This window comes from Haloferax massiliensis, from assembly GCF_001368915.1.
GTDB classification, from domain to species: Archaea; Halobacteriota; Halobacteria; order Halobacteriales; family Haloferacaceae; genus Haloferax; species Haloferax massiliensis.
This window is the reverse complement of record NZ_CSTE01000008.1, coordinates 1-25,827: the sequence shown is the minus strand read 5'-3', so window position 1 is coordinate 25,827 and position 25,827 is coordinate 1. Positions and strand designations below refer to the sequence as shown.

Sequence of the window (25,827 nt, the reverse complement as noted above, 5' to 3'; positions counted from 1 at the left end):
GTGAGAACGGACGGCGGTTTTTCACCGATTCCGCCCCGATATTCGAACATGCTCCGAGCCCTGTTAGCGGCGTTCGGCCTCGTGGAACTGCTCTTTCCGGACAAACTGGTCGCCGCGATGACGCGCCTCGCCTACGAGGACGGCGGCGAGATGACGGCGAAGCCGTGGGTGACGACCGCGGCCCGCGTCGAGGGAGCGACGCTCCTGTTGGTCGCGCTCGTCGGCCTCCGCGGTCGGTGCGGCGGTGACGGCGAAGGCGAAGACGAAGACGAGTAACTGCGTCTCGCGGGCGTCATCGTCGCCGGTGACCCGGCCCGCGAAAGAAGCGACCGCGGCGAGAGAATATGAGACTGTGCGCGGAATTCGGTCGCCGAGCGACTCGTGTTCCGCCGTGGGACCGATTCAGGCGAGTCGCGCGAACGCGAGCGACCCGCTCGTGTTCTTGATGTAGACGCGGACGGTCTGTCCCTCCTGCGCGCCGGGCACGAAGATGGTGTACTTCCCGCGCTGGGCGACGCCGTCGCCCTTGCGGCCGGTCCCGGTGATTTCGACCTCGTAGGTGCGGCCCTCTTCAACGGCCTCGCGCTGGCGCTTGTTGCTCACGCTGGAGCGCTTCTGGACCGGCCGGAAGGCACCACAGGCCTCACAGCGAAGCATGTCGACGCCGTCCTCGGTGACGAGGCGGGTGTCCGGCAGGCCGCACTCCGAGCAGATGACGTACTCCTCGACGTAGCCGTCGATGGCCTCCTCGAAGTCGTTGATGGAGAACGACCCGCTGTAGCGGGCGCGGTCGCCCTCCAGCTGGCCGCTCGTCCCGAGCGTGCGCTGGATGGCGCTGTGGAGGTGCGCGGGCGTCCGCGAGAGCGCGTCCGCGATTTCCCCGAGGTTGGTGAGACGGGTGAACGCGCCGTCGGTCTCGCCGGACGGGTCCGGGACTTTGAGGCGTTCCTGTTCGACGTTTCGTTCCGGTAGGACGTTGAGCGCTCGGTCGAGCGCAGTCTGATACTCCATAGGGGTTCGAGTGTCTGGCGACGTATAGCCGTTCCGTGACCGTCTTTGCCGCGGCACCGGCGCGACGACTTCGTTTCATCATCCCCGACGACGGAACCGAGCGCCACGCCTTCGGCGCTGGCGCTCTAACGACTCGTCATGGGCTACACGTGGCAGTACTACGATCTCGTACTTCTCGGCATCCTCGGGAGCCTCGTCGCCGGCGTCGTCGTCGGCCGGGTCACCCCGATGGAGCCGCAGACGACGCTCGTCGCCTTCAGCGCCCTCGCCGCGGTTGTGATGGCGCACGGCCTGTTCGTCAACGGCCCCGTGGACGAGCCGACCGACCTCGCGGACGAGGTCGACGCGCTGAACTGAGTCGGACGAGCCGACGACCGTCGGCCGTCCGCCCACCTCTCGTCGCCTTGTTCTCGCGCCTTCTTACTCGCCGTCGACGACGCGGTTCGTGAGCGTGCCGACGCCCTCGTACCAGATTTCCACGTCGTCGCCGGGTTCGACCAGTCCGGGGTTCGCGGGACTGCCGAACGAAATCACGTCGCCCGGCTGGAAGGTGTAGCGCTCCGAGAGGAACGAGACCACTTCGGCGGGCGAAAAGAGCATCCGCTCGGTGTTGGCTTCCTGCCGGAGTTCGCCGCCGACGTGGGTCGTCATGTCGACGTTCGACGGCTCCACGTCTGTCTCTATCCACGGACCGAGCGGTCCGGAGCCGTCGAACGCTTTTCGAGCCGTTCGGCCGGGCTGGTCGAGCGCGTCGAGGTCGTTGAGAATCGTGTAGCCGCGGACCACGTCCGACACGTCGGCCTCGGCCACGTCCGAACACTCGCGGTCGATGACGGCCGCGAGTTCGCCGGCGTAGGTTAGCTCGTCGGTCCAGTCGGGGTACTCGACGTCCGCGCCGGGGTCGAGCACCGACACCGGCGGCTTGATGAACCAATCGGGCTGGTCGGGGATGTCGTAGTCCATCTGGTCGACCGTCGCCGCGTAGTTCCGGCCCACGCAGTAGAGCGCGGTCGGCTCGCAGGGCGCGAGCAACTCGGCGTCGACGCCGACTTCGTACTCCTCGCCGTCGGCCGTCACGACGCCGTCGTCGTACCGGCCCGACACCACTCCGTCGTCGGTTCGAATCCGTGCCAATCGCATTACTCGCCCCTGCGGCGGCCACTCACTTCAAGCGACGTGTCTCCGCAAGCGAACGCGGAGAGTGCGAACACGTGCGGGCCGCCGACGCGACTCAGTCGGACGCCGACTCCCGGTTCATCCGGGGCATCGACCGGTTCTCGCGGTCGACGAGGTTGTGGATGCGCTCGGTCCGCGCCGATTCGAACTGGCGCTGACACCGGGCGACGCCCGACGTGGAGTCGGCGCGGTCGGGGGTAGTTGTCTCGCTTTCGGCGGACTGTTCACGGGCTGTTCGCAGGGTCGGCTCGTAGGTCGGGGTGGCGTTTGTGCTCACGATTTTGGATGGTTCGGGTCGGTCGGACGGCTGTGCGGCGGCGAGAAGAGTTATCGAAGTACGCGTACGACCGACATTGTTGTACCCGGCAGTACAGGCCAATCTATAATAAATATTCATGTTCGAACAGCGGGCGCGTTCTCACGCCCGCGAACCGTTCGACCGCGTCCGCGGACGCGCGTTCACTCCCGCGAGTCGTACTCCTGATAGATGACGTGGCCGCAGGACTTGCAGTGCGAGGCGTCGGCGTCGTGGTAGGCCAGCCCGCAGTTCTGGCAGGTGACGTTGACCTTGTCGCGGTGGCCCCACTCCTTGACGATTTTGCTCGCCTGCCACGGGATGAGGATGACGCCCGCGAGGATGGCGGCGACCGTGACCCACCGCCCCGCCTCCGTCACCGGGACGATGTCGCCGAAGCCGACCGTCGAGAGCGCGACGACGACGAAGTAGAACGCATCGCCGAACGTCCCGACGGCGGGGTTCACCCGGTGTTCGAACGAGTAGAACATCCCCGCGGCGACGAAGAAGATGGTCAGCACCGTCAACAGCAGTTTCATGACGCGGAGCGTCCCGACCGAGACGGTACCGAAGAAGAACTCCTCGTCGCGCGTGAAGCGGTAGAACCGGAGGACGCGAACCACGCGAATCGCCCGCAGGAAGCCGATGTTGGCGGCGACCGACGAGACGGGGAGCACGAGCACCGCCAGCGTCGGCAGAATCGCAAGGAGGTCGACGAACGAGTAGACGTTGAACAGTTCGGCGGTCCGGTCTCGCGCGCCGTAGAGGCGGAGGAGATACTCCGCGAGGAACACGACGGAGACGGCGGCCTCGACGGACCAGAGCGCCGACTGGACCGCCGCCGAAAGCGGGTAGGTCTCGGCGACGAACAGCCCGACGAAAAGCAGGTTGAGCGCGAGGAGCGCGATGTCGATCGCCTTGCCGACCGGGGTCCGGTGGTCGAGGAGGTAGAACCTGACCACGTCCCGCGGCGTCTCGCGGCGCGACCTCCGCGCGTGACCGTCCATACCCCGCCTTCGGCGGTGAGATACTTATACGGTCGTCTGTGGGTCGATGGCCTGACGGAGACGAGTCGGCGGCGAATCGGCGGCGGCCGTCTCAGAGGACGATTGCGCCCTCGGGGAGTAGCTCCCGCTCGGTCCGCCGCGCCTCCTCGCCCTCCTCGACGAGCGTCGGTTCGCCGACCGGCTCCGAAAACCGGTTCGGGTCGGGTTCGACCCGCTTGAGCATCGACGAGAACACCGGTCCCTTCCGGCCGCCGGCGGAGGTGATGCCGCCGTACTGCCGCTCTTCGAACGTCGACTCGTCGGGGCTGGGGAACTCCTCGCGGATTATCTCCGCGGTGTCTCTGATGTACTCGGCGGCCTCCTTCTGCGAGTAGAGGCTCTCGTTGTAGTAGCGCTCGGCGTACTCGTCGTCGAGTTCCTCGGTGGAGTGTTCCGGCGACTCGTAGAGGACGGACTCCGTGGTCGTGTAGCCGCTGGCGAAGCGGATGTTGACGGTGAAGCAGTCGGGGTACCGCAGGATGATGGGGAAAAACAGCATGTCGGTGACGGTGATTCGCTGCTGCATCCGCCAGAGCCCCTCGAAGTAGTAGGCCGTGAGCGCGCCGATACGGTCGTCGCGCTCCCCGCGGTTGTACGCCATCGCAATCTCCTCGAAGTCGTCGCCGGCGATGTGGCGACAGCGCCGCTTGTAGCTCTTGGCGATGCCTTCGAGTTGCGTCTCGTAGGCTTCGAGCAGGGGGACGTCGGGGTCGGCGAGCATGTCCGCCTTCCGCTCTTGGGCGTCCGCGATGTTCATCATGTTCTCGTAGAACAGTCGCTCGGCGTCCTCGTCCGGCAGGGGCGTTCGAACCGCCTGCCGGTACAGCACCCGCGTATCCCCGTTGAACGTGACCCGCTGCTGCTCGCTCATCGTACACTGGTAAGGCAGCGAACAGAAATGAACTCGTCGGTAATCCGGACGGTTTCCCGACAGTCACGAGACACGAACTATAACACGTCCATTGAAACCGTAATCAGTTATCATCTGTTCGATGTGTATCAGTCGTCGGTTGACGCGCGGCCGTCCGCGGCGACCGACTCGTCGGCCGCGTCGAAAAGCGGGCTCTGGTCGCCCGGCGCGAGCGTGTTGAGCACGAGCGCCGTCAGCGCGGTCACGATGACCGGCTGGCCGAAGAACGTCGCGGCGGCCTGCGGGAGCCCCGAAAGCGCGTCGGGGCGCGTGGCGACGCCCAGACCGAGCCCGAGCGAGGCGGCGACGACGACCATGTTCCGGCGGTCGAGGTTCGTGTGGAGGAAGACGAGGCGGACGCCGCTGGCGGCGACCATGCCGGCCATGAGCAGGACCGCGCCGCCGAAGACGGCGCTCGGGATGGTCGCGACGGCCGCGCCGACCTTCGGGCTGAGACCGAGGACGGCGAGGACGACGCCCGCGATGCCGACGACGTACCGGCTCATCACGCCGGTGAAGTTGACGATGCCGACGTTCTGCGAGAACGACGTGACCGGGAACGCGCCGAACACCGACGCGATAGAACTCATGAAGCCGTCGGTAAAGAGGCCGCCGCGGAACTCCTCGTCGGTCGGGTTGCGCCCCTCGGCGGCGGTGATGCCGGACATGTCGCCGACGGTCTCCATCGCGGAGACGAGAAACAGGAACGCGAAGGTGACGATGGGGACGGGTTCGAACGTGACGCCGAACGCGCCGGGGCGGGGAATCGCGAACCACGCCGCCTCGGCGACGGGCGTGAAGTCCACCACGCCGAGCACCCACGCCACGACGTAGCCGACGGCGATGCCGACGAGCGTGCTCAGGAGTCGGGTGATGCCGTCGGTAAAGAGGTTGAGCGCGACGGCGACGCAGAGGACGAGCGCCGCGAGACCGATGTTGTATGCCGCGCCGTAGTCGGCGGCACCGACCCCGCCGGCGGCGTAGTCCATCCCGACCGGGACGAGGTAGAGGCCGATGATGACGACGACGAGCCCCGTCACCAACGGCGGGAAGAAGGGTTTGATGCGGTCGAACTGCCAGCCGATGAGTCCCTCGACGACGAAGCCGGTGACGAGAATCGCGCCGAACACCGCGCTCAGGCCGTAGTCGACGCCGATGGTCGTCGCCGCGCCGACGAAGGTGAAGCTCGTCCCCATCACGATGGGGAGCCGCGAGCCGACCGGCCCGACGGCGTACGCCTGTACCACGGTGGCGAGCCCCGAAAACAGGAGCACCATCTGGACGACGTAGGCCGTGTCGGCGACGCCGAGTCCGACCGCGCCCGCGACGATGAACGCCACGGCGGTCGCCGGGACGATCATCACCGAGACGTGCTGTATCCCGAGGAGAACCGACTCCAGCAACGGCGGCCGGTCGTCGATTTCGTATTCGAGGCCGAGTTCACCGCTGTCGTCTGTCATCTGTACTCGCCACGAGCGACCCCCGTTCAATAATAGTTTCGCGTTCGAGCGTATTTCACGCCACTCGATGTGTCGAGATATGCATTTACGTGTATATTCGTCGCGACGACCCGAATCGCGGTCGCGCCGGTCAGCGACGTTCCGCTCAGTGAATCTCGACGCCGTCCTCGTCGACGCTGATGTCCACGAGGCTCGTCGCCTCGTAGTCGGTGTCGTCCAGCGCCGTCTCGCCGACCTTCCGGATGGCGACGACGATGTCGGAGACCTCCGCGCCGATGTCGTCGAGCGCGCCGCAGATGGCCGCGAGCGTCCCGCCGGTCGAAAGCAGGTCGTCGACGACGAGCACGCGGTCGCCGTCTTCGATGTCGTTGATGAACATCTCCGACTCGGAGTAGCCGGTCGTCTGGTGGAGCGCGACCTCGCCGTCGAGGCCGTACTCGCGCTTGCGGATGACGACGAGGGGCACGTCCGTCTGGAGGGACAGCGCGGTGGCGATGTGGATGCCCATCGCCTCGGGCGCGACGATTTTGTCCACGTCGAGGTCGGCGGCGCGGGTGATGCCGACGACGACCTCGCGCAGGAGTTGCGGGTCGAGCATCGGCACGCCGTTGCTGATGGGGTGGACGAGGTAGGAGTAGCCGTCTTTGTCGATGATGGGCGCTTCGTGTAGGGACTCCTCGAGTCGCTTCATGGGGTCCGTTTCACGAATCGCCCCAAAAGTGGTTCGCTCTCTCGGGGACCGGGGCCACCCGACCGCCGCCCGACCGCCGCCTAGAACACGCCCGGGGCGACGACGTAGACCAGAAGCGACCCGACGGCACCGACGAACAGCGCGAAGACGACCGTCGGAACGACCACCTTCCGGAGGATGTCGCCTTCGCGGCCCGCGATGCCGATGACGCCGGAGATGGCGGCGATGTTGAGCACCGACACCATGTTGCCGACGCCGCCGCCGACGTTCTGAATAGCGACGACGAGCGCGCGGGAGATACCGACGTCGGCCGCCGCGTTGTACTGCAGGGCGTTGAACAGGATGTCCGAGGTGGTGTTGCTCCCGGTGACGAACGTCCCGAGCGCGCCGATCCACGGCGCGACGAGGGGAAGCGCCGCCCCCGCCCCCTCCGCCAGCACCAACGAGAGGACGCTCATCATCCCGACGGTCTCTGTGGGGTTGATGCTCGACTGAATCATGACCTGCGTGAGCGAGACGGCGACGACGAGCGTCACCGCCGCCGTCGCGACCTGCCGACCGGACTCGGCCCAGGCGTCGACCATCTCGCCGGCGTCCATCCGGTAGAACAGGCCGGTCAGGACGGCGACGGGGAGAAACGGCATCGTCCCCGGCAGGTAGAGGTACGCCAGCGACCACGACATCGTCTCGTACCCGAATATCTCGTAGGGACCGATAGTGAACCCCTGTAAGACGGACACGAGGTCGAACGTCGGCCAGCGCGTGACGAGCAGGACGACCGCGACGGCGACGTACGGCGACCACGCCTTCCAGACCGGCATCCGCTTTCGCGGCTCGTCGGTGTCGAGCGACGACGGGTCGAGGCCGCCCAGCCACGCGTCGAGCCAGCCCTCGCGGTCGGGGAACGTCCACCGCTCTGTCGGGACGAGCACGTCTCGGTCGGCCATCACGATACCGACGGCGAGGACGGCGAAGCCGGCGGCGATATCGGGAAGCGCCGGGCCGATAAACCACGCGACTGCGAGCTGAACCGCGCCGGTCAACGCTCCGAGGACGAGCGCGAACGGCGCGATGGGGGCGGCGGCTCGCGCGGCCCCCCGAACCGACCGCTCGTCGTCGTCACCGAACCAGTAGACCAGCAGAAACACGCCGAGGAGGCCCCAGAACGCGAACGTCAGCCCGGTCATGACGCCGGTCCACGCCGAAACTAACTGCCGGAACGGTCCGCCCGCCATCGCCGCCGGGAGAATCGACTCGATTTGGCTGACGCCGCCGATAATCGGCGTCCCCGCGGCCCCGAACTGCGGGTTCGGCGCGTTGAAAAACAGGCCGAACACCGCCGCCGCCAGCGGGGGGAACCCGAGGCCGATAAACAGCGGCGCGGCCAGCGCCCCCGGCGTCCCGAACCCCGCGACGCCCTCGATAATCGTCTCGAAACCGAGTCCGATGAGGAGCAACTGGATGCGCCGGTCGCGCTCCAGTCGGCGGAAGTACCACCGAATCGTCTCGATGGAGCCGCTGACCTCCAAGTAGTTCATGAGCAGAATCGCCCCGAAGACGATGAGGACGATGTTGAGCCCCTCCAGCGCGCCGTACACCGCGGCTCCCGCCCACGCGGTCGGCTCCATACCCCAGACCGCGAGCGCCAACGCGGTCGCCAGTACCCAGCCGACTCCCATCGACCGCGCCGCCGACCACCGAAGTCCGGCGAGGAGGGCGAACGCGACGACGATTGGCACGCTCGCCGCGAGTGCTAATATCACGACAGATGTCATTGTGTCTTTCTGTGTGTTCTTGACCGAGTTTGTTGTAGTACGCGCACCGTTCTCTGTCCCGTCGAACCGAAAGCAGGCTTAAGAGATTCGAGCGACAACTCTACCGGGTCACGTGACACAGGCCGCGGGGTGACGGACTTCGAGTGAGAGAGTGGCCTCGATTGCACGGGATTGAGTCTGGAATACTGTCGGAGGAGCACAATCACCACATTATGATGAAAACTCGGAGTTAGCGGTCCATATTAACGAATGAATGAACAGTAGTGGTTAAAAGTAGACGGAGCTGTTTGTAGCAGGTATGCCGGTTAGTTCGTTGTTCACTGCAATAATCGGGTTCTTTGGAGTCGTCGTCGGTGCAGTGATTTCAGCGTCAGTTACGATTTACGTCACCAGCAAACAGCAGAAGGCCGCAAACAAGCGTCTTCGTGCAGAATACTATATGGAACAGAAGGTAGAAGCGATGGCTGAAATGCATGCTGAACTCGAAGATTGTTTTCAGACAGTAGATGACTTCATTGACGAAATGTCTCGTGCAACGCCTCTGTCAGAGTATGAAGAAAACGTCGAACCAAAAATTGAATCCTTCCACAAGACGCTCATGAGGCACTCGATATACCTCACAGAAGAACAAGAGAAGTCACTCTATGGTATGAAGACAGAATTTGGAATGATTGGCGCAGATATTGAGGACTCCTTGACCGCCGATGACGAGAATTGGGGCGAAGAACCGCGAACACATCAAGGAAATCTTTGGGAGGCTTGGGAAGAGGCAAAAGACCAGCTAAAGAAGGAGATGGACGTGCCGCCTCAATTCCACCAATCAGATTCTTCTAACAAGTAGGCGCAACACTATACCATCTCACTCTGTTCGGAACACTTGCTGTCGTATTCACCCGTATGAAACCTTTTGACGAGTTCCCTATGGTCTGCGGAAAACAGTGTCGGGACCTATGTGACCTCTCAGAGGGTAGCAGACGAGACTATTTGACGTTCGTTCACTTCTCTCCTGTAATTATGGATAGAAAACTGTCCTCGGCGCTCACGACTCACAATCTATCCATAGTGAATGTGTTTAGCGGCTCTGTCGAGAACTCTAATACAAACCCTACAACCAGGACCAACTCGAAAGCATCCTCCAACAACGAGTCCAACAGGCATTCCGACCCGGATCAGTACCCCAAGAACTCATAGAAGAAATCGCTCGCAACGTAGCCGAAACCTCGGGAGACTGCCGCCAAGCACTCCACACACTCCTCCAAGCCGGGCGCAAAGCAGACAGAGATGGAAATACAAGGATTTCTTCGGAGCTAGTAGATTCTTGAATGGAGTACTGTTATTAGTTTTAGAGTCTGTGACATATGCATGGGTTTGGATGAGGAGGAGATCAGGGAGAGAGTCCAAGAACAGGCTAGCAAGGTCGAGGAGAGGCTTGAACACATCCCAGATGGACAATCAATGCCCAACCGCGAGGATATGCGCTTAGTTTCTGCTAAGAAATTTAAATTAGGGCTTGTTTTCATTGACATCAATGGGTTTACTGACTATACCAGTGAAAACGATGAGAAGGATGTCCTTTTATGTTAAATCTGTTCGTCCCTGAGATAATGGAAATTGTTCGAGATCTTGACGGGCATTTTGAAAAAACACGGGCGATGGTATCCTTGCATATCTTGGCGTCGGTGACGATTACGAGACAATCTCTGAGACAATATTAGAGTACTTTGCTACGGTGAAGTATGCTCTGGCGAACCACATCAATTCTGAGCTGGAGGCCAGGGGGATAGAGACAATCTCAATTAGTGGTGGTGCCTCAATCGGATCCAGTGTTTATATATCTAGGATAGGGAAACACAGTCTAAATCGTCGGACAGCAGTTGCAGCTGCCGCCAATGTAGCCTCTAAGCTTGAAGATATAGCTGGTACGAATGAATTCTTTGTCAACCATGGGATGAATATTCATTCAGATGACAGCGGATGGGGAGAGTACCTATATGACCAAGGCGAACTGGATGGTTTCAGGTGGGGTAGTGACTCATCCGGTTGGGAGTCGCAACACTACTACAAATTCAAAGGCATATGGACAGCTACAGATAGCGAGAACTTATAGGTGAAATCAGGAATGACAGATTATTCACCAGAGGACTTGACACAGAAAACTCACAGCCATCTCAATACATACATAACTAGTGCAGACCAGAAAGCATCAATACTTCTAACCGCACAATTTGCCTTCGTAGGATTTTATTCTAGCGGTGTTAGTAACGTATGGACCAATTCATCCTCCTGTTTCAAGTTATTCTCGGGGCTCACAATATCTGCAGGTCTAATAGGTGCCATACTCGCTGGAGCGGTTGTTTACCCCCGGAGTCCGAAGGGAGACGAGAATGGTCTAATGTTCTGGGAAAGTATCTCTAATCAATCGCAGTCGGAGTTTGTTTCAAATGTGACTTCGCTAAGTAATGCGGACGCCTTAGAAGAGGTCGTCAGTCAAAATCACACATTAGCAGGTGTTGCAGAAACCAAATACAAGTTCGCGCGGTTTGCTCTAATCGCAACCGCAGTCACGGTTGGTTTTGCAGCGTTGTCTGCTGGAAGCTATTTTCTTGTAGGGAGTTAGAGTTCAGATATGGCTCCTCAAGACGAGAACCCAGACAAGTCATATTTCCGAATGGACTTCGTCCAAGAGATCATAGATTATGAAGAAACCGAAGATGGGGTTGTGGCCAAATTTGCTATGGTGCCCAACCCCGACCGATATAAAAAAATCGAGACAGAGGAATTTCAAGGGTATTATGATACGCTTGACAAGGCCTACATCCCATTTTCAACTATAGAAAGTTTCGCGAGTCAGATGCGTGGTACTCCAATATATCATTCATCTCCTGAAATTGATAACACATCTGAATATATTAAAAACAGGAAAGAAACCATTGAAAGATTCTTTGAAGAAGAGCAAGAACCTCCTGAGTTAATTGATGCCTCTCAAGAACTGCTTCAAGAACTAGCCGATAAAAATGATACTCGGTTTGTCATTTTATCGATTGATATTGTTGGATCTACCCAGCTCAGTCAAGACCTTGAAACAGAAGAGTACCGCAAAATCATCCAGCTCTTTTTCCGAGAAATATCTGTAATGATTCGAGATTTCAAAGGCCATGTGTTGGATTACCAAGGAGATCGTGTAGTTGCTTATTTTCCAGACCCGAACTACACCGGGATGCATGATAATTCAATAGATTGTGCAAGTTCAATAAAAAAATTAATTCTAGAAGGCATCAATCCGGTTCTTCAATCAAGAGATCTCCCAGAGTTACATTTCCGTATAGGAATGGATTCCGGGGAAGCAGACATAGTATCCATCGGAGCATCCGGAGTCCGAGGAGAGCTAAGTCTCTTTGGTAGCACAATCAACCTAGCATCAAAAATAGAGAACCAGGCGTCAGAAGACGAAATACTACTTGGCGAAGAGACAGAGAGGAATCTACACACAATGTGGAGACAAAATACAGAACAAGTCACATTCGATGACTGGGACTATGAAAAAGAGAACGGTGAGCAATACCGCGTTTACCGTCTCAAGTACTAGTGGTACTCAGTTCCCTGGATCCGTAGTCAATTCTCTACTCGTCTCAAATCTACAAACGGGTTATAGAATTTTAAATCTATAAACCAAGTCGATAGTATCGCTAGGTCTTTGTACGATTAGATAGAAGATTCTAACGTTAGTTATGTGGCCTCGGCACTCATAGGGCTCCGCATCACCGAGTGCCTAGTTCGGTTCGGAACGGTGCCGTCGTCATCGGCCACCTCGCTCTCGCCCCGCGAGCGAGTAATCACCATCGGTCTCGTTCGTCCCGCTCCCGACTCGCTCACGGCTTCTCCAACACCGACACGTCGATGCGAGGGTACCGCACGCCGCCCGAAATCGAGCCCTCGCCGGCGACGACGCCCCAGAGTCGGACGCGCTCGTCGGCGAGCAGTCGAAAGCCGATGTCATCGTGGAAAAAGCGGCCGGTGGGCCAGCGGGCGACCACGTCGCCGCTGAGTCGCCCCCGGTCGTCCTCGACGGCGACGAGCGCCAGTCGAATCTCGTCGCGTTCCATCGTCTCCTCGACGCGGCCGGTGTAGGTGACGGCCGTCCCCGTGAACGACTCGGGGTTCGTCCGGAGGTCGGCGTAGGGAATCGCCGTCGCGTTCGCCGGCGTCGCGACCGCGGTCGTTCGGTTCGGAAGGGTGGACTCCTCCGAGAGTGGTTGCGGCGTCGGGAGCGACCACTCGACGGTCGGGAGGCGCACGTCCGGGAGGCGGGCGTCGAGCCACGCCGCGCGGCGGGCGACCGCGGCGCGGAGTTCCGGCGACTGCTGGACGACATCCGAGACGCGCTCGACGGCGAGGTAGGTGACGAGGCCGCCGGCGACGTAGGTGCCGGCCTTCTTGAGCGCCTCGCGGCGGGTGAGTCGGTCGGCCCCGTCGGCCTCCGGGTCGTCGCCTTCGCTCTCGGAGTCGAGGGCCTCGCTGTCGCCGTCGCCGCCCGCACCGCTCGCCCCGGCGGCGAGTTCGCGGACGAACGACTCGACGCCGGTCTCGCGGATTTCGACGGCGATAGCCGGCGCGTCGAGGACGACGAGGCCGGGCCGATGGGCGTCGGAGGCGACTCGCCCGCCGCCGACCGCCGCCACGTAGGGTTCGATGCCGGCGCGCTCGCACCGCCGGACGAACGCGCTCGCCTTGTCCGCGGTGACGGTGCCCGTCGTCGTAATCCAGATTCGGAGGTCGCGCTTTGCGCCCTCGGGCGTCTTCCCGGTGGCCTCCACGTGCACGTCGGGGCCGCGGAAGCGGACGCGCGTCTCGTAGCCTCGCGCCCCCCAGACCCGCTCGAAGACGGCGGCGAGTTCGACGTCGGAGCGGTCCGAAACGACCGACGTGAGACGGGGCGCAGTCATTGCGTCCGAGGTGCCGGGCGAGGCTGTTATGTGTTTGCGCCCGGTTCTCGGCGTTGAGAACGCGCGCGGCGAAGCGGGGCCGAAGTCGATACGGGGGACCCGGACGCCGACCGCCGCCTCAGCCGAGGAATCGGACGGCGGCGTCGGCGACGATGTCGGCCACGTCGACCACGTCGTCGGTGAAGACGAACTCGCCGGCGGCGTGGATGTTCTCGCCGTCGGGGCCGACGATGACCGTCGGGAGGCCGGCGCGGTCGCCGAGGTAGTTGAAGTCGCCGACGCTGGAGAAGTAGCCGTAGGCGGGGTCGACGCCGGAGACGGCGCGGGTCGAGTCCGAGAGGGCCGAAACGAGCGGGTGGTCGTCGTCCGTCACGTAGGGGCCGTAGCGGATGCCCTCGTCGGGCGACTCGCGGAACCCCACGTCGACCTCGCTCTCCAAGCCGAGTTCCTCGACGGCGCGTTCTGCGTCGGCGCGAGCGTCTTCGAGCGTCTCGCCGACGACGACGTGGCGGTCGACCATGAGGCGGGCGCGCTCGGGGACCGACAGCGTCTGGCTTCCGCCCTCGATTTTCAGCGGGCAGGTCGAACCCGACCCGAGTTTCGGGTGGTCGCCCACGTCGAGGTCGTCGAGCGCGGCCGCGAGTCTGCCGGCCTCGACGACCGCGTTGACGCCGGTCTCGGGTTTCGAGCCGTGCGCCGCCTGTCCGCGGACGTCGATGTCGTAGAAGTAGCGACCGCGCGCGCCGAGGAGGAGCGCCGGGTTCTCGATGTCTTCCTGTGCGAGAATCGGGCCGGGTTCGGTGACGATGGCGGCGTCGCAGTCGGCGACGACGCCGTCGCGGATGAGGCGGTCGGTGCCGAGTCCGTAGGGGCCCTCCTCGTCCACGACGGCCGTGAGGAGCACGTCGCCGGCGAGGTCGCAGTCGGCGAGCGCGTCGAAGGCGACCATGACGGCCGCGAGGCCGCCTTTCATGTCGCACGCGCCCTGTCCGTACAGTTTGCCGTCCTCGATGCGGCCCGAACACGGGTCTTCGTCCCAGTCTTCGACCAGTTTCACGGTGTCCATGTGGGCGTTCAGCAGGAGCGTCGGCGCGTCCGGGTCAGCGCCCTCCAGTCGAGCGACGACGTTGTCGCCCTCGTACTCCGTGATGTCCGGTTCGCTCACGTGGTGGTACTCCGGGTCGTGCCCCCGGGCGTCCAACCAGTCGTAGACGAACTCGCTTATCTCGGCCTCCTCGAAGTACGGGCTCGGAATCCGCACGAGTTCCTGCAAGAGGTCGATTGTCTCGTCGGGGTCGACGCGGGGGGCGGCGTCGCGGTCGAAGTCGGCGTCGACCGGGCGGTCACCGCGCGGCGTCGCGTCGTCAGTCATCGCTCACCCCGCGGACAGAGGGGTTGTACTCGTCGGAGGGGACGCCGGGGAGCGTCCCGAGGATGGCCTCGACGTCGTGGTCCTTCCGCTGGCCGCGGTACCAGTAGACGCCGAAGACGACGAGGCCGACGGCGACCCACGGGACGTAAATCGACAGCGAGCCCTTGTACGCCTCGGTCAGGAGACCGACCGCGCCGAGCGAGCCGACGAGCCCCGTCACGGTCAGCAGCGCCGGGCGGGAAAAGCCCGCCTCCGCGCGGAGGTCGGTGCGGCTGTAGAGCACGTACAGCACCGTTATCGACACCGCGGCGTAGGCGATGAGGTAGCTGAACGTGGCGATGGCGATGGCCTGACTGAGGCCGGTGCTCCAGAAGGTGAGGCCGGAGGCGACGACGTACAGCGTCAGAAGCGACCAGTGGGGCGTCCCGAAGCGGTCGGAGACCGCCGAGAACTTCTTGGGGAACACCTCGTCCCACGCCCACGAGTAGGGCATCTTGATGCCCGCGGCCATGACCGCGTGGACCGACGACGCGGTGGCGAGCAGGCCGCCGATGCCGACGATGGCCGTGCCGATATCGCCGAGGAACACCGCCGCGGCCGTCGAGAGCGGCCGCGCCGAGTCCGCGAGGACCGTGTAGTCGCCGACGACGCCGTAGATGACGGCGGCGGTCAGTACGTACAGGAAGATGAGGATGGCCGTGCCGCCGGCCATCGCCAAGGGGAGGTTCCGCGAGGGGTTCTTCACCTCGGCGCCCATCTGCCCGGCGACGGCGATGCCGATGTAGGCGTAGAACAGCGGGACCGCGGCGGCGACGAAGCCGTCGAAGCCGCCGGTGAAGAACGGCTGGTAGTTCGCGGCGTCGATGTTCAACAGCCCGGGGCCGACGAGCACGAGTATCGACAGGATGAGGAAGCCGAAGATGGCGTTCTGCGAGCGGCTGTAACTCTTCGCGCCGACGAGGTTGACCAGAAAGAGGACCGTCAGCAGGCCGAAGCCGGCGAGCGTCGGGTCCACCGAAGGATAGAACACCTGTAAGTAGCTCCCGAAGCCGATGGCGAGGACCGCGTCGGCGGCCATGTAGCCGAGCCACTTCGACCACGTCACCACGAAGCCGGGGAGTCGGCTGTCGAACGCCCGCGAGACGTAGGCGTACGACCCGGCCGCGCCGGGGAAGATAGTCGCCATCCAGCCGTAGTTGAGCGCGATACTCATCGCGAGCAGCCCCGAGAGGATGACGACGAGGATGACGCTCGGTCCCGTCGTCGAACTCGCCGTGCCGAGGGTGACGAACAGCCCCGCGCCGAGCGTCCCCGCCACCACGGTGCTCACCGCGCCGAACAGTCCGATGTCCCGCGAGAGACTCCGTCCGTCGTTCACGTCTACCGATGACATGCTATCACATGGGTCGGTTGTCCGGCAAAGTACCCCTCCCTCTCATGAGTGGGGCGGCGGGAGAGCGAGCGGCGACCCCGGCGGAATCCGGCCCGAGAACCCGAAAAAATCCGTCTCAGTAGTCGCCGAGCAGTTTCGACTCCGCCTTCCGGAGGTGTTCGAGCAGCGTCGCCTTCGAGATGTCCAACTCCGCGGCCAGCGACGCGGCGCTCACCTCGCGGGGCCACGTGTAGTAGTCGCGGCGGCGAGCCAACTCGTACACCTCGCGCTGGCGGTCCGAGAGCGCGTCGGTGCGGAACATGCCGCCGCCGTCCTCCGGGGCGGTGATGAGTTCCACGTCGATGTCGGCGTTCCGCTCCTCGCGAATCTCCTCTAACCGCTCGTGGACGGTCTGCCGCGTCTCGTGGACGAGCACGGTCCAGCGCTCGCGGCCGCCCTGCATCCGAACCGGTTCGTCGGGGATGAACCCCCGCGAGACGAGGGCGTCGTTGATGGAGTTCCGGAGGTCGTAGCGGACGACGATTCCCCGCGCGGCGCTCCCCGGAACCCCGACGTCGCCGTCGTGTTCGTCGGTCTCCCACACCGACTCGGTCAGGTCGGACGCGCGGACCGCCGCGACGAGTTCGTCCACCTCCTCGGTCGTGTCGGCGTAGGCGGTGAAACGCCCGTTGGCGAGACCGTCTATCTCGTGGACGCCGTGACCGAGGAGTCCCCCGCTCGTCTCCGCGGTCACCTGTAGCGTCCAGCAGTCCGGGTGCCAGATGTCGAGACAGACCCGAACGCCCCGTCCACCCTCTCGTGCCATTCGTTGGCATGGAAGGGCGCTCGCCGGGTAAAAAGGTATCCCACCTCACTCGACGGCGGGTGGGCGCGTGCTGACGCGACGGTCGGGCGGTTCGCCGCGGCGTTACTCGATTCGCTCGCGCGCCGCGGCGACGAGTAGGGGGAGCATGATTGTCGCGTCGCCGAGGACGGTCGTGTTGCGGGCGTCCTTCTCCAGTTTGCCCCACGAGCGCGCCTCGTCGAGCGTCGCGCCCGAGAGGCCGCCGGTCGCGGCGGGGTCCATCGTTATCTGGACGCCGTAGTCGTACGCGCCCGGCGTGACGAGCATCGTCTGGAGCGTGAAGTTCTTCGGGACGCCGCCGCCGACGAGGAGACAGCCGGCCGTGTCGGCGTCGTACGCGAGGTCGGTCAACGGCGTCATGTCGGCCAGCGCGTCCAGCGAGAACGACGAGGTCTGCGAGTACATCCACGCCTGCAGGCCGAGCACGGAGTCCTGCACAGCGGGGCAGTAGATGGGCACGTCGGCCTCGTAGGCCGCGGCCGCGACGCCGGCGTCCTCCTCGATTCCCTCGCGCTCGTTGACCTCGCTGTTGGCGCGGCCGAGTTCGCGGCAGAGGTCGGCGATGCTGACGGTCCCCTCTTCCTCCAGCGCCGGGAACACCTCGCTTCGGAGGTGCGACTCGAACAGCGCGAAATGTTCCTGCGGGAGGTAGACGTTGTAGATGCGGTCGACCTCCTCGTCGCGGAGCGTCTCGTCGTGCTCGCGTTCGGTCTTCTCGCCGTGGTTCTGAGACCCATGATGATGTTTGCCCCCGACGGCCTCGATGGCGTCGTGCGTGAGGTTCGCGCCCGTCGTCACGAGGGCGTCGACGTGGCCGTCGCGGATGAGGTCGGAGACGACCTTCCGCATCCCGGTCGGGACCATCGCGCCGGCCAGCGACATGAACACCGTGCAGTCGTCGTCGGCCAGCATCTCGGCGTAGATGTCGGCGGCCTCGTGGACGTCGGCCGCGCCGATGCCCGCGTGGCCGTACTGCTCGACTAACTCGCCGACCGTCATGCCGCCGCGGACCTCGGCGTGGCCCAGCGGGTCGTGTTGGAACTCCTCGCGGTCCGGCATCTCGTAGCCGTCATCGTCGTGGTCGCTCATGCGAGGGAGTGCGTCGGCAGGGCGTTTGAACGCCCCGGTCCGGTGAGGCCGTGCGGCGGGTTGGCAGACGTTCGGTCGCCCTTACAGCCCGGTCGGGTGGCTGACGTACTCGGTTTCGAGGCCCCACTCGTCGGCGAGGTCGCGCAGGCTCCGCACGCCGAACGTCTCGGTCGCGTAGTGGCCCGCGAGGAACACCGAGATACCGGCCTCGCGCGCCTCGTGGTACGCCTTCTGTTTGCCCTCGCCGGTGACGAGCGCGTCGACGCCGCGGTCGATGGCCTCGTCCAACCAGTCGACGCCGGAGCCGGTGACGACCCCCACCGACGAGAGTTCGTCGGGGCCGAAGTCGAGGACGGTCGTGCCCGCGCTCCCGTCGAGTTCGTCGAGCGCCGTCCGAATCCCGTCGGTCGTCTTCGGCGACTCGAACGACCCAGCCTGCCCGATGTGAATCGGTCCGAGCGACCCGAACGGCTCGGTGTCAGCGAGTCCGAGGTGGTCGGCGACGCCGGCGGCGTTGCCGAGTTCCTGATGTCCGTCCAGCGGGAGGTGCGAGACGTAGAGCGCGAGGTCGCCGCGAAGCAGGGGCTCGATGCGGTCGAAGTCGCGGCCGGTCAGCCGGTCGAGGCCGCCCCAGACGAGACCGTGGTGGACGACGAGCAGGTCGGCGTCGGCGTCGAGCGCGGCGTCGATGGTCGCTTCCGCGGCGTCGACGGCGAAGGCGACTTTCTCGACCGGTTTCTCGTCGGGGCCGACCTGCAGGCCGTTGGCGCTGGCGTCCACGTCGGCGAACTCGTCGGTGGCGAGCGTCTCGTCGAGTCGAGCGACGATGTCGGAGAGCTGCATACCGGGGAGTCGTGACTCGGGAACTTGTAAGGAACGGGGTTCGCCGCGGGTCGGTTACTCGTCTGCCCGCCCGGCGGCGTGCGAGAAGACGAACTCCCGGAGGAGCTTCGCCGCCAGCGACGCGGCCTGTCCGTCGTCGCGGTCGTTGACCTCGACCACGTCGAAGCCGTCGGCGCGGGGCGCGACCGCTCGGACCGCGTCTCGCATCTCCCGAGAGGTGAGGCCGAACGGCTCTTTCGTGCCCGTGCCGGGCGCGAACGCCGGGTCCGCGGCGTCGATATCGACGCTCAGATAGACGGACTGGTCGTCGTCGAAGTCGGGGACCCAGTCGGCGACGGCCTCGGGTTCGACCACGGTCACGTCGGCGGCCTCGGCGCGTTCCCACTCGTCGGGCGAGCCGGTTCGCGCGCCGAGAATCACGACCTCGTCGACGCCGAGTTCGTCGAGGACGCGGCGGGTGACGGTGGCGTGGCTCCACTCGTTGCCGTCGTACTCGCGGCGGAGGTCGAGGTGGGCGTCGAGACAGACGAACACGTCGGGTTCGACGCCGGTGACGCCGGCGGCGGTGACGGTGTGTTCGCCGCCGAGGACGACGGGAACGGCGTCGTCCCAGACGGCGTCGCGGACGCTCCCGGCGAGCCATTCGACGTACTCAGGTGCGTCGTCCCACGCGCGGACGTCGCCCGCGTCGTGGACGCGCAAGTCGGTGAAAAACTGGTCGGTGCGCCGGTCGTAGTCGTCGAACGACTCGGCGAACCGACGGATTCGATTCGGCCCGAACCGGGTTCCGGGTTGGAAGGACGTCGAGATGTCGAGCGGAGCGCCGAGAAGGACGTAGTCGGCGACCTCGCGGTCTGCGATTGCTCCGGGAAACATCTCTGTGACCCCCGTTTAGACGATTTTTCGCTGGCCTTCGTATTCGAGGTACTCGATCTCGTCTTCGGGGTTGAGGTCTTCCTCGTCGGGGATGCGCATCGTGAACGTCTGGTACGTTTCGAGGTCCATGATCTGGGCGTCCTCGCCGGTGACGGAGACGACCTGGCCCTGTTTCCGCTCGATGATGGGCACCCACACCTTCGCGTCGACGGGCTGGGAGAGCGAGCGCTTCTTGCTGTCGAAGACGCCGCGGGCTTCGACGCGCGCCTTCGCGCTGCCGTGCTTGCCCGGCTTGGCGGTACTGTAGGCGTAGATCTTGCACGGCTTTTCTTCCATCATGACGTAGCTTCCTTCTTGGAGCTCGCGCACCTGCTTCTGCTCTTTCGCCATGCCTCTCCGTTATCGGATGGAGGGTATAAACGGTTTGGAACCGTCTTCGCACGCGAATCTCTGCCGTGGAAGGCGCGGCCGTCGGCCGATTCGGTCAGGCGTCTTCGACCGCGTCGACCTCGGCCATCTCGGGGTCGAACCACGTCCCCGTCGCGTCGCGCCTGACGCGGCTCCCGAGCGCGCCGGACGCGACGTTCGGCAGCGCGAGCGCGAGCATGATGGCGGTCGTCAGTTCCCCGGGCGTCTCGACAAGCGGGATGACGTACTGGAACGGAAAGAGAATCGGCGTCCGTTCGAGAAAGGTCAAAAGCACCGAGAGCGGCATGAGCAGACAGCCCCAGGCGACGCCCGCCATGAGGCCGTGCCACCCGCCGTCGGCGGGGTCCGTGCCGACGACGTAGCCGGCGAGCGCGCTCCCCGTGACCCCGCCGACGAGCGTGAACTGCCCCGTCATCGCGTAGACGAGCGATTCGGTGCACGCGGCGAGACACACCCCCACGAACACCGGTCGCCACTCCGTCATGCTGAACAGTGTGTCCGCGAGAGCCGATAAAATTACGCGCCCGATTCTCAGTGTTGATTACTCTCTGCGGCGCTCTTTGAGGTTCTGCCGGGTGAACTGCGGCGTCGTCCGGATGCCCTTCCGCGAGCGGAACGACCGCCACAGGAGCAGGGCGACGACGCCCGTCGGCGCGCCCGCCGCGCCGACCGCGACGAGGTTCTCCGGGTTCAGCGCGTAGATGATGACCGTCGAGACGAAGCCGAACGACAGGAAGATGCCGTAGATGAGCCGCTTGGCCAGCTTGTCGAGGACCCCTCGGTTGTCCTCCAACCGGACGTTGAGCGTCAGATTGTCGCGGTCCGCTCGGTCGAGGACGCGTTCGAGTTTGGGCGGCACGCGGAACAGCGACTGGGCGGTCTTTTGGCCCTGCTGTCCGACGCCCTCGATGATTTTCTGGACGCTCTCCTCGCGGTATCCCTCCTCGGTCAGGTAGTCGGTCGCCACCGAGATGAAGTCGAACTCGGGGTCGAGCGTGACGCAGACCCCCTCGACGACGCCGGCGACCCGGAGCACGAGCGCGAGGTTCCGGGGGAGCCGAAGCGGGAACTCGTAGATGGTCGATTCGACCTGTTCGAGGATTTGGTTGACGCGGTACTGCTCGATGTCGTCGCCGCGGGCGTCGGCGATGGCGAGTTCCATCACGTCGCCCATCACCTGCCGGTCGACGTTCGGGCTGAGCGTCCCCATCTCGATGAGCGTGTCGAGGATGCCGTCGACGTCCTGGTTGGCGACGGCGATGTAGAACTCGACGATTTTCTCCTGGACGAACGGGTCGACCTCGCCGTGCATCCCGAAGTCGTAGAAGATGATGCGGCCGTCGTCGGTCACGGAGAGGTTCCCCGGGTGGGGGTCGGCGTGGAACACGCCGTCCTCGACGATCATCTGGAGGTAGATCCGCTGGAGGTTCGTCGCCAACTCCGTGCGGTCGATTCCGCGGTCGTCCAGCGCCTCGATGTCGTTTATCTTGGTTCCGGGGAGGTACTCCATCGTGAGCACTCGGTCGTCGGAGCGCTCGGGAATCGGCTCGGGGATGACGAGCGTGTCGTCGTCCGCGAAGTTCTCCTGAATCTCGACGAGCGTCTCGGCCTCCTCGGCGTAGTCCATCTCCTCGCGGATGGTCTTGGCGAACTCGTCGGCGAGGTTCTCCAGCGAGAACGCCCGCCCCTCGCCGATAAAGCGCATGAGAAGCGGCATGGACCACCGGATGACCCGGAGGTCGGCCTCCACGAGGTCCTCGATGCCGGGGCGGCGGACCTTGACGGCGACCTTCTCGCCCTCGTACTCGGCGACGTACACCTGTCCGAGGCTCGCGCCGCTTATCGGGTCGCTGTCGAACGCGTCGAACGCCTCCTCGACGGGGCCGAGCTCCGCTTCGAGGACGGCTTTCGACTCGTCCCACGGCGCGGGGGGCACGTCGTCTTGGAGGCTCCCGAGCACCTCGATGTACTCCGGCGGGAGGATGTCGGGGCGCGTCGACAGGAGCTGTCCGAGCTTGATGAACGTCGGCCCGAGCGTCAGTAGCGACTCCAAGAGGACGTCGGCGCGCTTGACGCGCATCTCGGTCGTGACGCGTCGGCCGCCGCCGAACAGGAGGTACTTCCGCTTGTCACGGGTGTACGCGACGATGAGCGGGAAGAACTGATACAGGACGACGAGGAACCGCCAGTAGGCGCGGAGGTTGACCAGCGTGACCACCCGCCTCGTCAGGCGTCGTCACCGGACGTCTTCCGGTGGGCCGACGAGGCGTCCTCGTCGTCGTCGCCGTCGCCGTCGGTTGTGATGGGGATGGTCCGCTCGGAGGCGGCCTCGCGCTTGGGGAGGCGGATTTCCAGCGTCCCGCGCTCCATCGACGCCTCGGCCTCGTCGGCCACGGCGTCCGGGGGAAGCGGGACCTCGGCGTCGAGGAACAGCGGGCGCTCCTCGCGGACGTAGTCGAACTCGGCGGGGAGCCGTTTGTCGCGTCGCGCTTCGACGACCAATCTGCCCTTCTCGACTCTGAGCTCCGCCGTCTCGGCGGTCACGCCCGGGAGGTCGAGGACCAAGAGGTACGACGTCTCGGACTCCAACAGGTCGGCGAACACCGCGTCCGGGAGGTCGGACAGCGCGTCGCGCAGTGCTGACATGAACGCTCATAGGGAGTCGGGGTCGAAAAACCCGGCGGTCTCGCGCGCTCGCGCGAGCGCGAAGCCAAAACGGGCCGGCGCTCGGAAACCGCCCGCCGTCGCGTCCGAGGCCGACGCTTTTTGCCCCCCGAACCGAAGGGCCGGTATGAACCACGACGACCGACGCACGGCCGGGTTCAAGCAACGAACGCGGCTGTCGGACGCCCGCGAGACGCTCCTCGCGGCGGCGACGCCGCACGACCGAACCGTGCGCCGACCGCTCGCGGAAGACGCCGTCGCCCCCGCCGACGTGCCCGGCTACGACCGCGCCGCGATGGACGGCTACGCCGTCCGCGCGTCGGACACCTTCGGCGCGAGCGGCCGCTCGCCGAACGTCCTCCGCATCGTCGACGGCCCGGTCGAACCGGGGACGGCCGCCCGCGTCCACACCGGCAGCGACGTGCCCGACGGGGCCGACGCCGTCGTGATGGTCGAACACACGGAACGCCTCGGCGACGAACTCGAAGTGTTCGACGCGCTCGCCGAGGGCGAGAACGTCGGCGAGCGCGGCGAGGACGTCCGCGAGGGAACGCCGCTGTTCGAGGCCGGCCACGAGCTTCGCCCGTCGGACCTCGGCCTGCTTCGCTCCGTCGGCGTCGAGGGGGTGACGGTGTTCGAACGCCCCCGCGTCTCGGTCATCCCGACCGGCGAGGAACTCGTCGAGTCCGACCCGGGCCCCGGCGAGGTCATCGAGACCAACGGCCTGACCGTCTCCCGACTGGTCGAGCGCTGGGGCGGCGAGGCGAGCTACCGCGACATCGTCGTCGACGACGCCGAGCTGCTCCGCGAGGCCGTCGAATCGGACCTCGACCACGACGTGGTCGTCACCACAGGCGGGTCGTCGGTCGGCGAGCGCGACCTCATCCCCGAGGTCATCGACGACATCGGCGAGGTGCTGGTCCACGGGGTCGCCCTCAAGCCCGGTCACCCGGTCGCGGTCGGCGTGGTAGAAGACACGCCGGTCGTGATGCTCCCCGGTTACCCGGTCGCCTGCGTCGTCAACGCGTTCCAGTTCCTCCGGCCGGTGCTGAAACACGTCGGGTCGCTCCCCGAGCGCCCCCTCCCGACGCAGGAGGCGACGCTCACGAAGAAGCTCCCGAGTTCGCCCGGCACGCGGACGTTCGCCCGCGTCAAACTCGACGCGTTGGGCGACGAACCGACCGCCGAGCCGACCCGGACGAGCGGGTCGGGCATCCTCTCCAGCGTCGCGCTCGCGGACGGCTGGGTCGTCGTCCCCGAGGAGATAGAGGGCTACGACGAGGGCGACACGGTCGCCGTCGAGGGCTGGGAGTGGTCCGCATGAGAAAGCAGTTCCGCGACCTCGCCGCCCCGGAGGACGCCCGCGAGGCCATCGCGTCGCTCGACCTGACGCCCGACGCCGAGACCGTCGCGCTCGAAGACGCCCGCGGCCGCGTCCTCGCCGAGCGAATCGACGCCGAACTCGACGTGCCCGGCTTCGACCGCGCGAGCATGGACGGCTACGCGGTCCGCGCCCGCGACACCTTCGGCGCTGACGAGGCGGAGCCGGTCGAACTCGACCTCGTCGGGGCGGTCCACGCCGGCAACGAACCGGACGTGACGGTCGGAGCCGGGACCGCCGTCGAAATCTCCACCGGCGCGGTGATGCCGCCGGGCGCGGACGCCGTCGTCATCGTGGAGCGAACCGAGGAGCGAGACGGCTCGCTCGTCGTCAACTCGGCGGTCGCGCCCGGCGACAGCGTGATGCCCGCCGGGACCGACATCGCCGCCGGCGCTCGCGCGCTCGGCCCCGGCACGCGCCTGACGCCCCGCGAAATCGGCCTGCTGTCGGCGCTCGGCGTCGACGAGGTGCCGGTCCGCGGGAAACCGACCGTGGGCATCGTCTCGACCGGCGACGAGCTCGTCCGGCCGGGCGACGAACTGCGACCCGAGGCGGGCGAAATCTACGACGTGAACTCCTACACCATCGCCGCGGGGGTCGAGGAGGCCGGCGGCGTCCCGACGCTCTACCCCCACGCGGGCGACGACTACGAGGAGATGGAGCGCCTGCTCCGGCGGGCGGCCGACGAGTGCGACCTCGTGCTCTCGTCGGGGTCGACGTCCGCGAGCGCGGTCGACGTCATCTACCGCGTGGTCGAAGAGCGCGGTGAACTCCTGCTGCACGGCGTCTCCGTCAAGCCCGGGAAACCCATGCTCGTCGGCACGCTCGGCGAGGGGAGCGCCTACATCGGTCTGCCGGGCTATCCGGTCTCCGCGCTCACCATCTTCCGGACGTTCGTCGCACCGGCGGTCCGCGACGCCGCGGGCCTCCCGGAGCCCCGGACCGCGACGGTCGAGGGGACGATGGCCGCCCGCGAGCGGTACGCCGAGGGACGGACGCGGCTCATGCCGGTCGGACTCGTCGCCGACGGCGACGGGAACACGCTCGTCTACCCCGTCGATAAGGGGTCGGGCGCGACGACGAGCCTCGTCGAGGCCGACGGCGTCGTCGAGGTCTCGGCCGACGTGGAGTATCTCGCGGAGGGCGAGTCGGTGACGGTCCAACTGTTCTCGCCCGACGTTCGCGCGCCGGAGCTGCTCGGCGTCGGCGAGGACGACCCCGCGCTCTCGCGCATCCTCGACCGCGTGTCGTCGCCACGGTATCTCCCGTTCGGCTCCCGCGAGGGTCTGCGGCGGCTCCGAGACGGCATCGCCGACGTGGCCGTCGTCGCGGGCGACCGGGGCGACGCCACGGACGGCATCGACGCGGTCGAACTTGGCTCGTGGACCCGCGAGTGGGGGCTCGTCGTCCCCGCCGGCAACCCCGACGGGGTGTCCGGCCTCGCGGACCTCGTGGACGGCGGGCTCCGCTTTATCAACCGCGACTCGAACTCCGGCCTGCGGACCGACCTCGGCAACGCCGTCGCCGCCCTCGCCGACGAGCGCGGGACGACCCGCCACGAACTCACAGAGGCCATCGAGGGGTTCGACCGCGGGACGAAGGCGTTCGAGAGCCCGGCGCGGGCGGTCG

Annotated in this window: 29 protein-coding genes; 10 read left to right on the top strand and 19 right to left on the bottom strand. The window is 65.1% G+C overall.

All coding sequences use genetic code 11. From position 1 onward, the window contains the following. Nucleotides 1-48 precede the first annotated feature (48 nt). On the top strand, nt 49-276 hold the full coding sequence (locus tag BN996_RS19535) for a hypothetical protein (protein WP_089781852.1): 228 nt from the start codon (nt 49-51) through the stop codon (nt 274-276). A gap of 126 nt (nt 277-402) precedes the next feature. On the opposite strand, the gene BN996_RS19530 is transcribed toward BN996_RS19535, so the two are convergent. Further along, entirely contained in the window at nt 403-1,011 is a 609-nt protein-coding gene (locus tag BN996_RS19530; RefSeq protein ID WP_004975572.1) for a translation initiation factor IF-2 subunit beta, read from the bottom strand. A 138-nt stretch (nt 1,012-1,149) separates the two neighbouring features. On the opposite strand from BN996_RS19530, the gene BN996_RS19525 reads away from it, so the two are divergent. Continuing rightward, complete coding sequence (locus tag BN996_RS19525; RefSeq protein WP_042662293.1) at nt 1,150-1,368, top strand: DUF8015 family protein; 219 nt, start codon at nt 1,150-1,152, stop codon at nt 1,366-1,368. A gap of 63 nt (nt 1,369-1,431) precedes the next feature. Here BN996_RS19525 and BN996_RS19520 read toward each other — a convergent pair whose 3' ends face one another. The 7 genes from BN996_RS19520 to BN996_RS19490 form a co-directional block, all read right to left on the bottom strand. Beyond that, nucleotides 1,432-2,151, bottom strand: coding sequence for a fumarylacetoacetate hydrolase family protein (locus tag BN996_RS19520; protein WP_042662292.1), 720 nt, complete (start codon nt 2,149-2,151; stop codon nt 1,432-1,434). Nucleotides 2,152-2,242: 91 nt separating this feature from the next. Beyond that, a complete protein-coding gene (locus BN996_RS19515; protein WP_089781850.1) occupies nt 2,243-2,464 on the bottom strand; it encodes a hypothetical protein in 222 nt (73 codons plus the stop codon). Nucleotides 2,465-2,646: 182 nt separating this feature from the next. Further along, nucleotides 2,647-3,489 (bottom strand): ion transporter, encoded by an 843-nt coding sequence (locus BN996_RS19510; RefSeq protein ID WP_089781848.1) that lies wholly within the window; start codon nt 3,487-3,489, stop codon nt 2,647-2,649. A gap of 91 nt (nt 3,490-3,580) precedes the next feature. Then, on the bottom strand, nt 3,581-4,399 hold the full coding sequence (locus BN996_RS19505) for a hypothetical protein (RefSeq protein WP_089781846.1): 819 nt from the start codon (nt 4,397-4,399) through the stop codon (nt 3,581-3,583). A gap of 128 nt (nt 4,400-4,527) precedes the next feature. Continuing rightward, nucleotides 4,528-5,898, bottom strand: a complete 1,371-nt coding sequence (locus BN996_RS19500; RefSeq protein WP_089781844.1) for a uracil-xanthine permease family protein — start codon at nt 5,896-5,898, stop codon at nt 4,528-4,530. 145 nt (nt 5,899-6,043) lie between these two features. Next, nucleotides 6,044-6,589: a hypoxanthine/guanine phosphoribosyltransferase gene (hpt, locus tag BN996_RS19495; protein WP_089781842.1), complete on the bottom strand. Its 546-nt coding sequence runs from the start codon at nt 6,587-6,589 to the stop codon at nt 6,044-6,046. Nucleotides 6,590-6,669: 80 nt separating this feature from the next. Then, a complete protein-coding gene (locus tag BN996_RS19490) occupies nt 6,670-8,364 on the bottom strand; it encodes an L-lactate permease (RefSeq protein WP_089781840.1) in 1,695 nt (564 codons plus the stop codon). Between the two features lie 298 nt (nt 8,365-8,662). Here BN996_RS19490 and BN996_RS19485 point away from each other — a divergent pair, with 298 nt between their 5' ends. From BN996_RS19485 to BN996_RS19470, 6 genes are all read left to right on the top strand, one after another. Continuing rightward, nucleotides 8,663-9,205, top strand: a complete 543-nt coding sequence (locus BN996_RS19485) for a hypothetical protein (protein ID WP_089781838.1) — start codon at nt 8,663-8,665, stop codon at nt 9,203-9,205. 289 nt (nt 9,206-9,494) lie between these two features. Beyond that, nucleotides 9,495-9,686 carry a hypothetical protein gene (locus tag BN996_RS20870; protein WP_394326177.1) on the top strand — a complete coding sequence of 64 codons (192 nt, stop codon included), beginning with the start codon at nt 9,495-9,497 and terminating at the stop codon, nt 9,684-9,686. Nucleotides 9,687-9,726: 40 nt separating this feature from the next. After that, nucleotides 9,727-9,948, top strand: coding sequence for a hypothetical protein (locus BN996_RS20615; protein WP_226908801.1), 222 nt, complete (start codon nt 9,727-9,729; stop codon nt 9,946-9,948). Nucleotides 9,949-10,093: 145 nt separating this feature from the next. Beyond that, the gene (locus BN996_RS20610; protein ID WP_226908800.1) at nt 10,094-10,471 is read left to right on the top strand and encodes a hypothetical protein; all 378 of its coding nucleotides are present in this window, start codon (nt 10,094-10,096) and stop codon (nt 10,469-10,471) included. Beyond that, on the top strand, nt 10,472-10,981 hold the full coding sequence (locus tag BN996_RS19885; protein WP_139043148.1) for a Pycsar system effector family protein: 510 nt from the start codon (nt 10,472-10,474) through the stop codon (nt 10,979-10,981). A gap of 9 nt (nt 10,982-10,990) precedes the next feature. Continuing rightward, nucleotides 10,991-11,950 carry an adenylate/guanylate cyclase domain-containing protein gene (locus tag BN996_RS19470; RefSeq protein WP_089781836.1) on the top strand — a complete coding sequence of 320 codons (960 nt, stop codon included), beginning with the start codon at nt 10,991-10,993 and terminating at the stop codon, nt 11,948-11,950. A gap of 283 nt (nt 11,951-12,233) precedes the next feature. Here BN996_RS19470 and BN996_RS19465 read toward each other — a convergent pair whose 3' ends face one another. From BN996_RS19465 to BN996_RS19415, 11 genes are all read right to left on the bottom strand, one after another. Continuing rightward, nucleotides 12,234-13,307 (bottom strand): hypothetical protein, encoded by a 1,074-nt coding sequence (locus tag BN996_RS19465; RefSeq protein WP_089781834.1) that lies wholly within the window; start codon nt 13,305-13,307, stop codon nt 12,234-12,236. Nucleotides 13,308-13,425: 118 nt separating this feature from the next. Then, a complete protein-coding gene (locus BN996_RS19460) occupies nt 13,426-14,679 on the bottom strand; it encodes a M20 family metallopeptidase (protein ID WP_089781831.1) in 1,254 nt (417 codons plus the stop codon). After that, nucleotides 14,672-16,072, bottom strand: coding sequence for an APC family permease (locus BN996_RS19455; RefSeq protein ID WP_089781829.1), 1,401 nt, complete (start codon nt 16,070-16,072; stop codon nt 14,672-14,674). The genes BN996_RS19460 and BN996_RS19455 overlap by 8 nt, the downstream gene beginning before the upstream one ends. 115 nt (nt 16,073-16,187) lie before the next feature. After that, nucleotides 16,188-16,877, bottom strand: a complete 690-nt coding sequence (locus BN996_RS19450; RefSeq protein WP_042662284.1) for a helix-turn-helix domain-containing protein — start codon at nt 16,875-16,877, stop codon at nt 16,188-16,190. 102 nt (nt 16,878-16,979) lie between these two features. Further along, nucleotides 16,980-18,005, bottom strand: a complete 1,026-nt coding sequence (locus BN996_RS19445; RefSeq protein ID WP_042662283.1) for a deoxyhypusine synthase — start codon at nt 18,003-18,005, stop codon at nt 16,980-16,982. A gap of 81 nt (nt 18,006-18,086) precedes the next feature. Further along, nucleotides 18,087-18,848, bottom strand: coding sequence for a Nif3-like dinuclear metal center hexameric protein (locus BN996_RS19440; protein ID WP_089781827.1), 762 nt, complete (start codon nt 18,846-18,848; stop codon nt 18,087-18,089). A gap of 54 nt (nt 18,849-18,902) precedes the next feature. Continuing rightward, complete coding sequence (speB, locus tag BN996_RS19435; protein ID WP_089781825.1) at nt 18,903-19,724, bottom strand: agmatinase; 822 nt, start codon at nt 19,722-19,724, stop codon at nt 18,903-18,905. Nucleotides 19,725-19,739: 15 nt separating this feature from the next. Beyond that, a complete protein-coding gene (locus tag BN996_RS19430) occupies nt 19,740-20,114 on the bottom strand; it encodes a translation initiation factor IF-5A (protein WP_042662280.1) in 375 nt (124 codons plus the stop codon). Nucleotides 20,115-20,208: 94 nt separating this feature from the next. Beyond that, nucleotides 20,209-20,637 carry a DUF5518 domain-containing protein gene (locus BN996_RS19425; RefSeq protein ID WP_042662279.1) on the bottom strand — a complete coding sequence of 143 codons (429 nt, stop codon included), beginning with the start codon at nt 20,635-20,637 and terminating at the stop codon, nt 20,209-20,211. 57 nt (nt 20,638-20,694) lie between these two features. Continuing rightward, nucleotides 20,695-22,371, bottom strand: a complete 1,677-nt coding sequence (locus tag BN996_RS19420) for an ABC1 kinase family protein (protein ID WP_089781822.1) — start codon at nt 22,369-22,371, stop codon at nt 20,695-20,697. A gap of 8 nt (nt 22,372-22,379) precedes the next feature. Continuing rightward, complete coding sequence (locus BN996_RS19415) at nt 22,380-22,799, bottom strand: Hsp20/alpha crystallin family protein (protein ID WP_042662277.1); 420 nt, start codon at nt 22,797-22,799, stop codon at nt 22,380-22,382. Nucleotides 22,800-22,944: 145 nt separating this feature from the next. Here BN996_RS19415 and BN996_RS19410 point away from each other — a divergent pair, with 145 nt between their 5' ends. Both BN996_RS19410 and BN996_RS19405 read left to right on the top strand, forming a co-directional pair. Then, nucleotides 22,945-24,141: a molybdopterin molybdotransferase MoeA gene (locus BN996_RS19410; protein ID WP_089781820.1), complete on the top strand. Its 1,197-nt coding sequence runs from the start codon at nt 22,945-22,947 to the stop codon at nt 24,139-24,141. Further along, the coding region (locus BN996_RS19405; protein WP_089781818.1) for a molybdopterin biosynthesis protein at nt 24,138-25,827 on the top strand (1,690 nt) is incomplete at its 3' end. The genes BN996_RS19410 and BN996_RS19405, both read left to right, overlap by 4 nt.